Source organism: Xenorhabdus cabanillasii (genome assembly GCF_003386665.1).
Lineage (GTDB): Bacteria > Pseudomonadota > Gammaproteobacteria > Enterobacterales > Enterobacteriaceae > Xenorhabdus > Xenorhabdus cabanillasii.
On record NZ_QTUB01000001.1, the window covers coordinates 4,156,862 to 4,171,783 of the forward strand.

General features: G+C 44.4%; 14 protein-coding genes. All 14 read right to left on the reverse strand.

What is annotated here, in order from left to right; all coding sequences use genetic code 11:
* Positions 1-2: 2 nt before the first annotated feature.
* Positions 3-509, reverse strand: a complete 507-nt coding sequence (pal, locus tag BDD26_RS18705) for a peptidoglycan-associated lipoprotein Pal (protein WP_038263194.1) — start codon at positions 507-509, stop codon at positions 3-5.
* 43 nt (positions 510-552) lie between these two features.
* The gene (gene tolB / locus BDD26_RS18710) at positions 553-1,860 is read right to left on the reverse strand and encodes a Tol-Pal system beta propeller repeat protein TolB (protein WP_038263191.1); all 1,308 of its coding nucleotides are present in this window, start codon (positions 1,858-1,860) and stop codon (positions 553-555) included.
* A 169-nt stretch (positions 1,861-2,029) separates the two neighbouring features.
* Positions 2,030-3,040, reverse strand: coding sequence for a cell envelope integrity protein TolA (gene tolA / locus BDD26_RS18715; protein WP_170140431.1), 1,011 nt, complete (start codon positions 3,038-3,040; stop codon positions 2,030-2,032).
* 35 nt (positions 3,041-3,075) lie between these two features.
* On the reverse strand, positions 3,076-3,507 hold the full coding sequence (gene tolR / locus BDD26_RS18720; protein WP_038263184.1) for a colicin uptake protein TolR: 432 nt from the start codon (positions 3,505-3,507) through the stop codon (positions 3,076-3,078).
* A 23-nt stretch (positions 3,508-3,530) separates the two neighbouring features.
* Positions 3,531-4,220, reverse strand: a complete 690-nt coding sequence (tolQ, locus tag BDD26_RS18725; protein WP_038263181.1) for a Tol-Pal system protein TolQ — start codon at positions 4,218-4,220, stop codon at positions 3,531-3,533.
* Positions 4,217-4,621 (reverse strand): tol-pal system-associated acyl-CoA thioesterase, encoded by a 405-nt coding sequence (gene ybgC / locus BDD26_RS18730; protein WP_038263178.1) that lies wholly within the window; start codon positions 4,619-4,621, stop codon positions 4,217-4,219. The genes tolQ and ybgC overlap by 4 nt, the downstream gene beginning before the upstream one ends.
* A gap of 124 nt (positions 4,622-4,745) precedes the next feature.
* Positions 4,746-5,033: a cyd operon protein YbgE gene (gene ybgE / locus BDD26_RS18735; protein ID WP_038263175.1), complete on the reverse strand. Its 288-nt coding sequence runs from the start codon at positions 5,031-5,033 to the stop codon at positions 4,746-4,748.
* Positions 5,033-5,149, reverse strand: coding sequence for a cytochrome bd-I oxidase subunit CydX (gene cydX, locus BDD26_RS18740; RefSeq protein ID WP_115827407.1), 117 nt, complete (start codon positions 5,147-5,149; stop codon positions 5,033-5,035). The genes ybgE and cydX overlap by 1 nt, the downstream gene beginning before the upstream one ends.
* Positions 5,150-5,162: 13 nt before the next feature.
* Positions 5,163-6,302 carry a cytochrome d ubiquinol oxidase subunit II gene (gene cydB, locus BDD26_RS18745; RefSeq protein ID WP_038263172.1) on the reverse strand — a complete coding sequence of 380 codons (1,140 nt, stop codon included), beginning with the start codon at positions 6,300-6,302 and terminating at the stop codon, positions 5,163-5,165.
* Positions 6,303-6,316: 14 nt separating this feature from the next.
* Complete coding sequence (cydA, locus tag BDD26_RS18750; protein ID WP_038263170.1) at positions 6,317-7,903, reverse strand: cytochrome ubiquinol oxidase subunit I; 1,587 nt, start codon at positions 7,901-7,903, stop codon at positions 6,317-6,319.
* Between the two features lie 629 nt (positions 7,904-8,532).
* Positions 8,533-9,408 (reverse strand): succinate--CoA ligase subunit alpha, encoded by an 876-nt coding sequence (gene sucD / locus BDD26_RS18755; RefSeq protein WP_115827408.1) that lies wholly within the window; start codon positions 9,406-9,408, stop codon positions 8,533-8,535.
* On the reverse strand, positions 9,408-10,574 hold the full coding sequence (gene sucC / locus BDD26_RS18760) for an ADP-forming succinate--CoA ligase subunit beta (protein ID WP_038263165.1): 1,167 nt from the start codon (positions 10,572-10,574) through the stop codon (positions 9,408-9,410). Before sucC ends, sucD begins: the two co-directional genes overlap by 1 nt.
* Before the next feature lie 173 nt (positions 10,575-10,747).
* Positions 10,748-11,965, reverse strand: a complete 1,218-nt coding sequence (odhB, locus tag BDD26_RS18765) for a 2-oxoglutarate dehydrogenase complex dihydrolipoyllysine-residue succinyltransferase (protein ID WP_115827409.1) — start codon at positions 11,963-11,965, stop codon at positions 10,748-10,750.
* Between the two features lie 13 nt (positions 11,966-11,978).
* On the reverse strand, positions 11,979-14,786 hold the full coding sequence (gene sucA / locus BDD26_RS18770; protein WP_115827410.1) for a 2-oxoglutarate dehydrogenase E1 component: 2,808 nt from the start codon (positions 14,784-14,786) through the stop codon (positions 11,979-11,981).
* Positions 14,787-14,922: the final 136 nt, after the last annotated feature.

The window sequence follows — 14,922 nt, forward strand, 5'->3', positions numbered from 1 at the left end:
TCTTAGTATACGATTACAGCGCGACGGTTTTTAGCGTATGCTGCTTCGTCATGACCAAGTACAGCTGGTTTTTCTTTACCATAAGAAACGATAGCGAGCTGGTCACCTGAAACACCTTTGCCTTGCAGATACATTTTAACTGCATTTGCACGACGCTCACCCAGAGCGATATTGTACTCAGGAGTACCACGCTCATCTGCATGGCCTTCAATAGTTACTTTAACAGATGGGTTGCTACGCAGGAATGCAGCATGCGCATCCAGCATCTGAGCAAATTCGCTGTTAATGTCGTATTTATCGAAACCGAAGTATACGATATTGTTGTTTTGCAGCTCTTGCATCTGCTGACGTGCTAATTCTTCAGCAGACGGACCTGCTTTAGAAGAATTATCAACAGTGCCTACACCAGACTGATCATTGTTGCCATTTTTGTTAGTGTTAGTACACGCTGCTACGGCCATGATTGGTAAAGCTAACATCAACCCTTTTAGCACTTTGTTCAGTTGCATCTCTTTGATCCTTTTATAGTTTGCCATACATACTTATTATGCATCACAGATACGGCGACCAGGCAGGAAATTTAACCTGTCCATCAGTAGCCGGAAGACGCGCTTTGAAACGCCCGTCAGTCGAAACTAGCTGCAATATAGTCCCCAACCCTTGAGTGGAGCTATAAATAACCATAGTGCCGTTAGGTGCGATACTCGGCGTTTCATCTAGAAACGTATCTGTCAAAATCTGAACAGATCCCGTTCCCAGATCCTGTTTGGCGATGTGCTGACTGCCACTCGCTGTGCTAACCATAACGATAAAAGTACCGTCTGGACTCACATCAGCATCTTGGTTTTGTGAACCTTCCCAAGTCAGTCGTTGTGGAGCACCGCCATTAATATCGATTTTATACAATTGTGGACGACCACCCTGATCAGAGGTATAGACCAGTGTCTGGCTATCCGGCATCCAGCTTGGCTCAGTATTGTTACTGCGGCCATCTGTTATTTGACGAATCTGCCCTGAAGCCAAATCCATCACATACAAATTCAAACTGCCTGTTTTAGATAGGGCAAAAGCGAGCTTAGCCCCATCAGGGGAGAATGCTGGTGCTCCATTGTGGCGAGGAAATGAAGCTACATTACGAAATACTCCTGTTGCCAATGTTTGGATCACCAGAGAAGAACGGCCACCTTCAAATGTCACATAAGCCAGTTGAGAATTGTCTGGTGACCATGCCGGTGACATTAAAGGTTCTGCTGAACTACGTACCGGAGTTTCGTTATAACCGTCATAATCAGCCACTCGCAGCTCATACGAATACTTATTCGCAGCAACCTTCTTAACGACATAAGCTATACGTGTGGTGAATGCGCCTTTAATGCCGGTCAGCTTTTCAAATACTTCATTACTGGCTTCATGCGCAGCATAGCGTAGCCATTTTTTCTCAACTGAAAATTGATTCTGCACCAATACTGAACCCGGTGTTCCAGCTACATCAACCAACTGATAGGAAACCAAAAATTTGCCATCAGCAGCAGGCTGAATTTGCCCTACAGCTACAGAATCTATTCCAAGAGCGGACCATACCGCAGGTGTTACTTCAGAGGCTGTGGTAGGTTGCTGTGGCATGCGATCCGGAGTAATGGGATTGAATTTCCCACTGTTCCTCAAATCGGCAGCAACGATTGAACCAATTTCTTCTGGCGGATTACCTGCACCAGTCCATTTAAATGGAACGACACCAATAGGACGGGCAGAATCAACACCTTCCGTAATTTCAATGCGAACTTCTGCATGAGCAAACGTTGCCCATAGCATCAGAAAACCCAATAATACTTTAAACGTCAGTTTAAAAGTTTGCTTCATCATCTCTCCCTTATCGCGATCGATATGCCCGCAATAATCCGCCGGATTCTAACAAACGCCAACAAACAAAACCAGATACCTAAATAAAATCTAATAATTTTATTTATACAAATAAATTATCCAAAACTTCACCTAATAAATAACACATTCCCACCAAATATTTACCTTACTATGGCTTAAAGTCTAGTGAAAAACTCTTGAAATGTTCATAAACCTCTTTACTTGGTGGACGTGGCATTTTGGTTTGATTCGCCGCAGCAATTGCTGCCCTACATAATGCGGGGTCGCCTCCATTAGCCTGAACACTAATCAACATACCATCTGATGCCAGTTTTATGCTCAAGTCACAAGTGCGCCCTAAATACAAACTCGGATCACGAAAATGACTCTGGATCGCAGCCCGAATTTGCCCTTTGTAATTATTGATATCCGATTCAGAAGCGCCACTTTTCTTACTACCGCCTTTACCGGCAGCGGATGCTCCACCTTGCTGTTTAGGTGCATTAGAAGTTAATCCCCCAAGCAGATCATCAACTGCCTGAGCCTCTTTTTGGGCTTCAGCCTTAGCCCTGACTTTTGCTTTAGCCGCGGCTTCCGCTTTAGCCTTTGCTTCAGCTTCTGTTTTTGCCTTCGCTTCGGCTTCAGCTTTTCGTTTCGCCGCTTCTTCTGCTTCTTTCTTAGCTTGGGCTTCTGCTTTTCTCTGAGCTTCTGCCTGCTCTTTCAGAATTCTTTCTTGCTCCGCTTTCGCTTTAGCAGCAGCTTCTTCGGCAATCTTTTGCTCTTCACGAGCCTTAGCTGCCGCAGCATCAGCCAGCTTTTTCTGTTCTTCCGCAGCTTGCTGTGCTTTTATTCGCTCTTCTTCTGCGGCTTTCAGCCGCTCCTGCTCTTCTGCCTGTTTAGCACGCAATTCGGCTGCCTGTTGTTCAGCTTTTTTCTTCCGTTGCTGCTCAGCCAGCTTTGCATTAGCCTGCTGTTGTTGTTGCTGGTTATATTGCTGAACTACCGCATTCGGATCGACCATAACGGCATCAATCACCGTACCACTATTTCCACCGCCTCCCATTTCTGTTTTTTGCTTCAAAGATCCCCAAATCAGGAATCCGAACAGGATAATATGCAAAATAATCGAAATGATAATGGCACGATTTAGCCTACTGTTTTGCTTATTTGTCTTTCCCACGCTCGACATCCAGAAACTTTAAGTAAAAGCCGCCATCAGGCACCAATAGGCTGAGTCATTAAACCAACCGATTTCACACCCGCTTGACGAAGCATATTCAGTGCCTTGATGATTTCATCATAAGGGACTTCCTTTGAACCTCCAATCAAGAAAATTGTTTTTGGGTTAGCTTTCATCAAGGTTTGAGCTTCAGCAATAATTTGCTGTTCAGGTAATAATTCTAAACGCTCCTGACTAACAACCATGTTGTAGCGCCCTACCCCGGAAACTTCTACAATAACCGGTGGATTATCAGAACTGGAGACAGTTTTGGAATCCACCGAATCAGGTAAGTCAACTTCTACACTTTGCGTGATAATCGGGGCGGTTGCCATAAAAATCAGCAGCAAAACCAGCAACACGTCCAGCAAGGGGACGATATTGATCTCGGATTTTAGCTCACGTCTGCGACTACGAGTGCGCGCCATTCGCTTTTTCCCCTTACGATAAATTACGATTTATTGGAATTGGAAACAAAAGCCTGACGATGCAAAATCGCCAGAAATTCTTCCATAAAATTATCGTAACTTTGTTCGAGTTTATTGACACGCTGGTTCAGACGGTTATAAGCCATCACCGCCGGAATCGCAGCAAACAAACCAATAGCTGTTGCAATCAAAGCTTCCGCAATACCAGGAGCGACCATTTGCAATGTTGCCTGTTTTACTGCTCCCAGAGCAATAAAAGCATGCATGATCCCCCAGACTGTGCCGAACAGACCGATATAGGGACTGATAGAACCGACAGTACCCAGAAATGGGATATGATTCTCCAAAGTTTCTAATTCACGATTCATTGAAATTCGCATAGCGCGGGAAGCTCCCGTAATGACAGCCTCTGGTGCATGGTTATTTGCCTGATGTAAGCGAGCGAACTCTTTAAAACCAGAATAGAAAATCTGTTCAGTGCCACTTAAAGAATCGCGGCGTGACTGGCTTTCTTTATAAAGACGGGATAATTCAACCCCAGACCAAAATTTATCTTCAAATGCTTCCGTTTCCCGCGTAGCGGCATTCAGAATTCTTGTTCGTTGAATAATAATTGCCCAAGAAACCACAGAGAAGCCAACCAGGATTAACATGATCAGCTGCACTAAAAAGCCTGCCTTCAGGAATAAATCTAGGATGTTCATGTCAGTCACTGCTTAAACTCCGCGACAATAGACTTTGGAAGCGCAATAGGCTTCATTTGAGATGAATTTACGCAGACGACCAGACATTCTGCGTTACTGATAACTACATCATTACAATCAACAATTCGTTGAATAAATGTCAGTGAAGCACCACGGATATTCGTGATCTCGCTTTCCACAACCAACTGGTCATCCAGCCTCGCTGGTTTGCGGTAGTCAACAGTCATACGGCTGACAGCAAAACCAACTTGTTCATCCAACATATACTTTTGGTGGAAGCCCTTATCACGCAGCATCTCTGTACGTGCTCTTTCATAAAAAGCCAAATATTGAGCGTGATAGACTATACCACTAGCATCTGTGTCTTCGTAGTAAACACGGATAGGCCAACGGAACAACATATTACTCACATATAATCCTAATCAGGCGAATTGACGTTGTCACTATACTCAAGAGAATAGCGCTTTGGAATGACTTGTTATTAAAGAAGTCAAAAAAATTTATAGGCCAGCGTCCTATAAAATCATAAATAGTTTACTTAAGGAAATGATATAAGCCAAAAATCAGAATCAAAAATGCAGGTAATGGATGAAAAAAAAGACGCCAGATAAAATGCTTAGGGTTAAATCCAATACCAAAAATAACCCCGGAACATACCGCCCAGATCAGTAAAATGCCTTGCCATACAGCTAATAAACTTGTGCTCGCAGCAAAGCGTGTTGGATCCCACAATACACATCCAGCAAGTGCCAGAGCCATAATAAGGATAAGGGCCCTTAGCAGGCCCTTACTCATCAGTTGGTAAAATTTGTCAACCAACATTAGCTTTTATCACTCTCAGTTATTTTTTCTGATTCACTATGTTCAAGTGCCAAAGCTGCAATAACTGCAAAACTACAAGCTAAGAGCGTTCCCAGAATCCAAGCAAAATACCACATGTTCTATGCTCCTTTAGTACAGTGAGTGTTTGTTATTTTCAATGTGGCTCTTATCCAAACGCCCAAAGGTTTTGTAGTAACACCAAATGGTGTATGACAGAACAATAGGAACGAAGATAAGCGCAACAACGAACATAATTTGCAACGTCCACTGACTGGATGTCGCATCCCACATAGTCAAACTGACATTCGGATTAAAGCTTGATGGCATCACAAACGGGAACATGGATACTCCTGCGGTCAGAATAATGCAAGCAACTGTCAGTGATGAAAACAGAAACGCCCAGGCACCTTTATCCAATCGAGTCGCCAGCATAGTCAGCAAAGGAAGAATGACACCCAATGCAGGTATAGCCCACAATATTGGCTGATTATTGAAATTGATCAGCCATGCCCCAACCTGTTGAGTAACTTGTTTATGCAATGGATTAGATACTCCATTCACATCCAGACCACCAGTCACAACATAACCATCAATGCCATAAATCAGCCACACACCTGCCAGTAAGAAAGCCACCGCGGTTATCAATGCACAAACGTGTGTCGCAGTACGGGAGCGCAAATGCAATTCACCCGTAGTACGCATTTGCAGGTAAGTTGCCCCTTGTGTCGTAATCATCATCAGACTGATGATACCTGCCAGCAGCCCATAAGGGTTCAGCAACTCAAAGAATGACCCTTCATAGGAAACCCTCTGATCTACATCTATCATCAAAGGTACACCTTGCAGCAGGTTACCGAATGCCACCCCAATAACCAATGGAGGTACAAAACTGCCAATAAACAGCCCCCAGTCCCACATGTTACGCCATTTTCTGTTTTCCAGTTTCGAACGATAGTCAAACCCTACAGGACGGAAGAACAATGCCGCCAACACCAAAATCATCGCTACATAGAAACCGGAGAAAGCAGCAGCATATACCGCTGGCCAGGCAGCAAACAGTGCTCCACCCGCTGTGATTAACCACACCTGGTTACCGTCCCAGTGAGGTGCAATTGAGTTAATCATGACACGGCGTTCAGTGTCATTTTTGCCGATAATCCGCAGCAGGATACCAACACCCATGTCAAAACCATCGGTCACTGCAAACCCGATTAGCAATACACCAATCAGCAGCCACCATATAAATCGTAACACTTCATAATCAAGCATAAGTGGACTCCTGCTTATTCAATATTATTCGCTGAAGAATTATTGGTTGAAGAAATAGTTTTCTGTTCAAAATGGTAACGTCCGGTCTTGAGGCTACTTGGGCCAAGGCGAGCAAATTTGAACATCAGAAACATTTCAGCGATCAGGAACAAGGTATACAGACCACAAATCAGTGCCATTGAGAAAATCAAATCACCAACACTGCGTGTCGAAGCTGCCACTGCGGTTGGCAATACTTCACCAATTGCCCAAGGCTGACGGCCATACTCTGCAACAAACCAACCAGCTTCAACCGCAATCCACGGTAATGGAATACTGAATAGCGCCGCACGCAACAACCACTTCTGTTGACCAATGCGATTACGGATAACGCTGAAGAATGCCAGGCCGATAACCAGTAACATGATGAAACCACAAGCAACCATGATACGAAATGCAAAATAAAGCGGAGCCACACGTGGAATAGAATCTTTCGCAGCGGCTTTGATTTGCTCTTCTGTCGCGTTTGCTACCTCTGGGGTGTAACGTTTTACGAGCATGCCGTAACCAAGGTCTTTTTTGCTTTCGTTGAATGCCTTACGTACTGCCGGATCAGTGTTACCTGCACGCAACTCTTCCAACAATTCATATGCCTTAAGTCCGTTACGGATACGTTGCTCATGCTGACTCATCAAGTCACGCAAGCCGACAACCGGAGTATCAGTAGAACGTGTAGCGATAAGGCCTAATATGTAAGGAATTTGAATGGAGTATTTGTTTTCCATCTTATCCTGATCAGGAATACCAATCAGCGTGAATGCAGCCGGAGGAGTCTGAGTATCCCACTCTGCTTCAATGGCAGCCAGTTTGGTTTTCTGCACATCCCCCATTTCATATCCAGATTCATCCCCCAGTACAATGACGGACAGGACTGCGGCAATACCGAAACTTGATGCAATGGCAAATGAACGTTTAGCAAACGGAATATCCCGCCCTTTAAGCAAGTAATAAGCACTGATGCCCAAGACAAAAATCGCGCCTGTCACATAACCAGCAGCTACAGTATGAACAAATTTCACTTGAGCAACAGGATTCAGAACCAGATCGCTAAAGCTCACCATCTCCATACGCATGGTTTCAAAATTGAAATCAGATGCAATCGGGTTTTGCATCCAGCCATTTGCAATTAGAATCCATAAAGCAGAGAAGTTAGAACCTAATGCAACCAACCAAGTCACAACCAAATGCTGTTTCTTACTCAGACGATCCCAACCGAAAAAGAACAAACCAACAAATGTGGATTCAAGGAAGAAAGCCATTAAACCTTCAATGGCCAGTGGTGCACCAAAAATATCACCAACGTAATGTGAGAAATATGACCAGTTTGTTCCGAACTGGAACTCCATAGTCAAACCTGTTGCAACACCTAAGGCAAAGTTAATACCAAATAACTTACCCCAGAATTTCGTCATATCTTTGTAGATTTGTTTGCCAGACAGAACATATACCGTTTCCATAATCGCAAGCAAAAACGCCATACCGAGTGTTAATGGTACGAATAAGAAATGGTACATAGCAGTTAAGGCAAACTGTAATCGTGACAGTTCGACAATATCAAACATCTTGACTCCTTGCTCCTAGCAGGAAGACACCGACTTGCGGCAACCCAACTTTCGTAAAATGAAAGTCTCATAACTACCAGCAATAAATGCCTCAAACACAACAACAAATTATTAAGTAAATCAAAATTCAGCAGATACCCCAATAATATTACGCTTATATTCACACACAATAAATAGCTTTTGCATGACTAAGATTAGAATTCTCAATATAAGCCAATATTGCCGCTAATTTATGAGGTAATACCATTTATTTTAGGACAATTAAATCAAGTTTAGCGAACACATTCCACAGTAATAAATTGATTTTAATAAATTTTTTCTATTCACTGTTAATCATTTCAGCTATTATTTCATTACGGTTGATTTAGTGTTAATAATTTGTTTCCCACAATGCCGATTAATTTATTTTTTGCTGTAAAAAGCATTATAAAATTAACTTTTCATTTTCATTATGAGAAAAATATATTTTTCTAACATTTCTAATTAAATTAATCGATTAAATAGAATTTTCTAAAATAAGTTCAGCTAAATTTTAAAATAGCTCTCCAGCCTACTGTTTATCTTATAAATGAAAATAAAAAGGCTGCTTTAAAGCAGCCTTTATTCTATAAAAATAGCTTATTTGGTGACTATTTGCTGGACAATAAACCTTTAACTGCATCGCCGATGTCAGCAAGGCTGCGGACAGTCTCCACCCCCGCGGATTCCAGTGCTGCGAATTTTTCATCCGCCGTACCTTTACCACCTGCGATAATCGCCCCTGCATGCCCCATTCGCTTACCTTTAGGTGCTGTTACACCAGCAATGTAAGCTACAACAGGTTTAGTAACATGCTCTTTGATATACGCAGCTGCTTCTTCTTCTGCTGTACCACCAATTTCACCAATCATGACGATAGCTTCAGTCTGTGGATCTTCCTGGAACAGTTTCAGAATATCAATGAAATTTGAACCCGGGATTGGGTCACCGCCGATACCAACACAAGTGGATTGACCCAATCCTGCGTCAGTTGTCTGCTTCACGGCCTCATAAGTCAAAGTCCCTGAACGAGACACAATACCTACTTTACCTGCCTTATGAATATGACCGGGCATAATACCGATCTTACATTCATCCGGAGTAATAATACCCGGACAGTTAGGGCCAATCATACGAACACCAGCCTGATCCAGTTTTACCTTAACTGTCAGCATATCCAGCGTCGGGATGCCTTCAGTAATGGTAATGATCAGTTTAATACCTGCATCAATAGCCTCCAGAATGGAGTCTTTACAAAATGGCGCTGGCACGTAAATAACAGAAGCTGTCGCACCTGTTGCTTCAACTGCTTCACGGACGGTATTAAAGACGGGCAGACCAAGATGCTGTGTACCACCTTTACCCGGCGTCACACCGCCAACCATTTGAGTACCGTAAGCGATCGCCTGTTCTGAATGGAAAGTACCCTGACTGCCAGTGAAACCCTGACAAATCACTTTGGTGTTTTTATCAATTAAAATAGACATTATTTGTTCCCCGCTGCTGCGACTGCCTGTTTAGCTGCGTCTGTCAAACTGGTTGCTGCAATGATATTCAAACCACTATCAGCCAGTTTCTTCGCACCCAGTTCAGCATTATTCCCTTCCAAACGAACGACTACAGGTACGTGAACACCTACTTCTTCCACCGCACCAATAATACCGTCAGCAATCAGGTCACAACGGACGATCCCACCAAAGATATTTACCAAGACAGCTTTCACATTTTCATCCGACAGGATAATTTTGAACGCTTCAGTAACACGCTCTTTTGTCGCACCACCGCCTACATCAAGGAAATTAGCCGGTGCGCCACCGTGCAGCTTGACAATGTCCATGGTTCCCATCGCCAGACCAGCACCATTTACCATACAACCAATGTTGCCATCCAACGCAACATAATTCAGTTCCCATTGTGCAGCCTGAGCTTCACGTGGATCTTCCTGCGAAGGGTCGTGCATTTCACGTAGTTCAGCCTGACGGAACATAGCATTACCGTCCGCACCCAACTTCCCATCCAAACAGACAAGATCACCTTGAGTTGTAATAACCAACGGGTTAATTTCGACTAGAGCCAGGTCACGGTCAAGGAAAAGGTTTGCCAATCCGAGGAAAATTTTAGTGAATTGATTGACCTGTTTACCAGTCAGACCCAGCTTAAACGCCAGTTCACGGCCTTGGTAGGGCATAGGGCCAGCCAGTGGATCGATAATTGCTTTATGAATCAGTTCGGGCGTTTCTTCCGCCACTTTTTCTATTTCAACGCCACCTTCGGTAGAGGCCATGAACACTACACGACGTGTACCACGGTCAACAACGGCACCGAGATACAGCTCCTTAGCAATATCGGTAGCCCCTTCTACCAGGATCTGATGGACAGGTTGCCCCTGTGCATCTGTCTGGTAAGTTACCAGTCGTTTACCCAGCCACTGTTCAGCAAAAGCACGGATATCCTCCTTGCTATTGACGACTTTCACGCCCCCGGCTTTACCGCGACCGCCAGCATGAACCTGACATTTAACGACCCAAGGGCCTGCACCAATCTTGGATGCTGCTTCTTCTGCTTCGCGCGGTGTAGTGCAAGCATAACCAGCAGGCGCTGGTAAGCCATACCGTGCAAAAAGTTGTTTTGCCTGATACTCGTGTAAATTCATGATGTTCTATCCATAATTTAATCTAAGAAAGGTAAATTACCTTCTATTTTTTTGCTCTGGATATGACCAGCCCGAAGGCTGGCCGCATAATTTGTTACATCAGCACTTTTTACATCAACATCGTTTTACTTCAGACTGGACGGAATTTAACACCCTCCGCCCTGATGGTGATGCTATACATCCAGCAACAAACGTGTTGGATCTTCCAGCATTTCTTTGATAGTCACCAGGAAGCCTACAGACTCACGCCCGTCAATCAGACGATGGTCATAAGACAGAGCCAGATACATCATTGGAAGGATCTCAACCTGACCATTTACTGCCATTGGGCGATCTTTAATAGCGTGCATGCCAAGGATCGCACTTTGTGGTGGGTTAATGATCGGAGTAGACATCAAGGAGCCAAAAACACCACCATTGGTAATGGTGAAGTTACCGCCAGTGAGTTCTTCAACGGTCAATTTGCCGTCACGGCCTTTAATAGCCAGCTCTTTGATGTTTTTCTCAATATCAGCCATACCCAATGCATCTGCATCACGCAGTACTGGCGTCACCAGACCACGTGGTGTAGATACCGCGATGCTGATATCAAAATAGTTGTGGTAAACCACATCAGTGCCATCAATAGAAGCATTAACTTCTGGATAACGTTTCAGCGCTTCAACAACGGCTTTCACATAGAAAGACATGAAACCCAGACGGACACCGTGACGTTTTTCAAACTCATCACCGTATTGCTTACGCAATTCCTGAATTGGCTTCATATTGACTTCGTTAAAAGTCGTCAGCATTGCAGTGTTGTTTTTCGCTTCGAGCAGACGTTCTGCAATACGCTTACGCAAACGAGTCATTGGTACGCGTTTTTCACTGCGGTGTGGCAACTGAGATGGTTGAGCTGCTGGAGCAGATTCAGCGGGTTTAGTACTCTCTTTTTTGTTCGCAGCAATATATTTTTCTACATCTTCACGCACAATACGGCCGCCTACACCACTGCCTTTAATCGCAGTAGGATCTAAATCATGCTCTGCAATCAAACGACGAACTGCCGGGCTCAGTGCATCATTGCTTTCTTCTTCCAAAGAAGCTGTCTGACGCTGTGCTGGTGTTGCTTCTGTTTGTTCTTTCACCATAGCAGGCATACCAGTACTGTCACTCAGGCTAATACGGCCAAGCAGTTGCTTAGACAGTACAGTGGCTCCTTCGTCTTCCAGAATAGATTCCAGAATACCCGCTTCACTTGCCGGTACTTCTAAAATCACTTTGTCTGTTTCGATTTCAACCAGAATGTCATCACGCTCTACGGTATCACCTGGTTTTTTATGCCATGTCGCAACAGTGGCATCCGCAACAGATTCAGGAAGGTCTGGAACCAGAATTTCTACGCTACTCATTTTCTATCCTTATTTATTCAACGTTCAGTGCGTCATTAACCAGAGCTTGCTGCTGCTGCTGGTGAACAGATGTATAGCCCACAGCCGGGGAAGCAGAAGCCGGACGCCCTGCATAACGTAAAGAAGCCCCAAATGGGATCGCTTCACGGAAATTATGTTGACTGCAATACCAAGCCCCTTGATTCAATGGCTCTTCCTGACACCAGACAAAATCATGCACATGTGCATACTGCTCAAGTAAGGTCTGCATGTCCTGACGTGGGAATGGATACAGTTGTTCAATACGCACAATGGCGACGTCGGTCTGCTCGTTCTTACGACGTTGTTCCAGCAGATCGTAATAAACTTTACCGGAGCAAAGTACAACGCGTTTCACACCTTTTGGATCCAACGCATCAACTTCACCAATCACTGTTTCAAATTTACCGTTAGCCAATTCATCCAGGCTGGATACTGCCAATGGATGACGTAACAACGACTTAGGTGACATGACTATCAGAGGACGACGCATACCACGCAATGCCTGACGACGCAGCATGTGGTAAATCTGAGCCGGAGTTGATGGCACACAAACCTGCATGTTCTGTTCTGCACACAATTGCAGGTAACGTTCCAGACGTGCTGATGAGTGTTCAGGGCCTTGTCCTTCGTAGCCATGTGGCAACAACATGACCAGACCACACATACGACCCCATTTTTGTTCACCAGAACTGATGAACTGATCAATCACAACCTGTGCTACGTTAGCAAAATCACCAAACTGGGCTTCCCAGATAGTTAATGTACGAGGCTCTGTCGTTGCATAACCATATTCAAATGCCAGTACAGCTTCTTCTGACAGGACTGAATCCCATACGTTAAATACACCCTGACCGTTGTGAACATTCGCCAGAGGGACATAAACAGAAGCATTAGCCTGATTGTGGACAACAGCATGGCGGTGGAAGAATGTGCCACGGCCAGCGTCTTCACCAGACAAACGAACTGGAATACCTTCATCAACCAAGGTTGCATAAGCCAGTGTTTCCGCTCCACCCCAGTCAAACAATTTGTTGCCGTTGGCCATGTCTGCACGATCAGCATAGATTTTTGCAACACGAGAGTGCATTTCCACTTCGGCAGGAATGGTACTAATGCGTTTGCCAAGATCTTGCAGACGCTTCATATCCATTTTATGTGGATACTCTTCATCCCATTCGTGATTCAGGTAAGGTTCCCATGTAAACGAATGCAATCCCATTGGACGCCATTCATCTACAACACATTCACCATGATCCAATGCATCACGATATAAGTTAACCATTTCAGTTACATCGTTAGGCGATAGCAGACCTTCTGCAATGAGTTTGTCCGCATAGATCTTACGTGGAGTCGGATGTTTCTTAATTTTCTGATACATCAGTGGCTGAGTTGCACTTGGCTCATCAGCTTCGTTATGACCGTGACGACGGTAACAAACCAGATCAATCATCACGTCACGTTTAAAGGTATTACGGAAATCCAGAGCCAGGCGGGTAACAAAGGCGACAGCTTCCGGGTCATCAGCATTAACGTGGAAAATCGGAGCCTGAACCATTTTCACAACATCAGTACAATATTGCGTTGAACGGGCATCTTTCGGGTTGGAAGTAGTAAAACCAATCTGGTTGTTAACCACAATGCGAACAGTGCCACCAACTTCATAACCGCGAGCCTGAGACATGTTCAGTGTTTCCTGAACAATCCCCTGCCCTGTTACTGCTGCGTCACCATGAATGGTTATCGGCAACACCATGTTGCTCTGGCCTTCATCAAGACGGTCACGGCGAGCACGTACTGAACCAATAACGACAGGACTGACAATTTCAAGATGAGATGGGTTGAATGCCAACGCTAAGTGTACTAAACCGCCTTCGGTTTCGAAATCAGAGGAAAAACCCTGATGATACTTCACATCACCTGTTCCGAGATGTTCTTTATGTTTCCCGGCAAATTCATCAAACAGATCAGCTGGTTTTTTACCTAAGATATTAATAAGGACATTGAGACGACCACGGTGAGCCATGCCAAGTACAACTTCGCGTGTATCTTGCTTACCTGCATGACGGATCAAATCCTTCAGCATTGGAACTAGTGCATCACCGCCTTCCAGAGAAAAACGTTTCGCTCCTGGAAACTTAGCCCCCAGATAACGTTCAAGACCTTCTGCCGCAGTTAACTCCGCCAGAAAGCGACGTTTTTCATCTGCGCTGAATTGTGAGCTTACAGAGACAGATTCCAGACGCTGCTGGATCCAGCGTTTTTCTTCTGTATTGGTGATATGCATATATTCCGCACCAATAGAGCCGCAATAAATGCGTTTCAGTGCATCATACAAATCCGCCAATTTCATTGTCTCTTTGCCGCTAGCAAATGAGCCTACATTAAACGTTTCTTCAAAATCAGCTTTTGTTAAATTATGGAAAGCAGGATCGAGATCCGATACAGGTTCCTGTTTCCATAATCCCAATGGATCAAGATTCGCATGTTGATGACCGCGGAAGCGGAATGCGTTGATAAGCTGCAAAACCTTAACTTGTTTTGCATCCATTGCTGGATCGCTGACTGAAGTGTGGTAACGAGTGGCATCCTTTGCCAGACGACGGAAGTAATCACGTGTCTGTGAGTGAAGTTGTTCCCCGTGAAGTCCTGCATCCGATAATTGTTGGAAAATTTCTCTCCAACCTGCATCAACAGAATTAGGATCGGTTATATAGTCTTCATAGATTTGCTCTATATAAGACTGGTTTGCACCAGCCAGAAAGCTTGAGTCCAGCCAGTCCTTCATTGCACCGTTCTGCATTGTGATCCCTTAAGCTTTAAAAGCTTTAGTTTTCGCCGTGGTTAACAAATACCGCTTTATTAATAAGCGGGGTTGATAAAAGGTTCATTTGGACGTGCTTAATGCATGTTCTTTATTTGGGTTATCCTACCCTTCA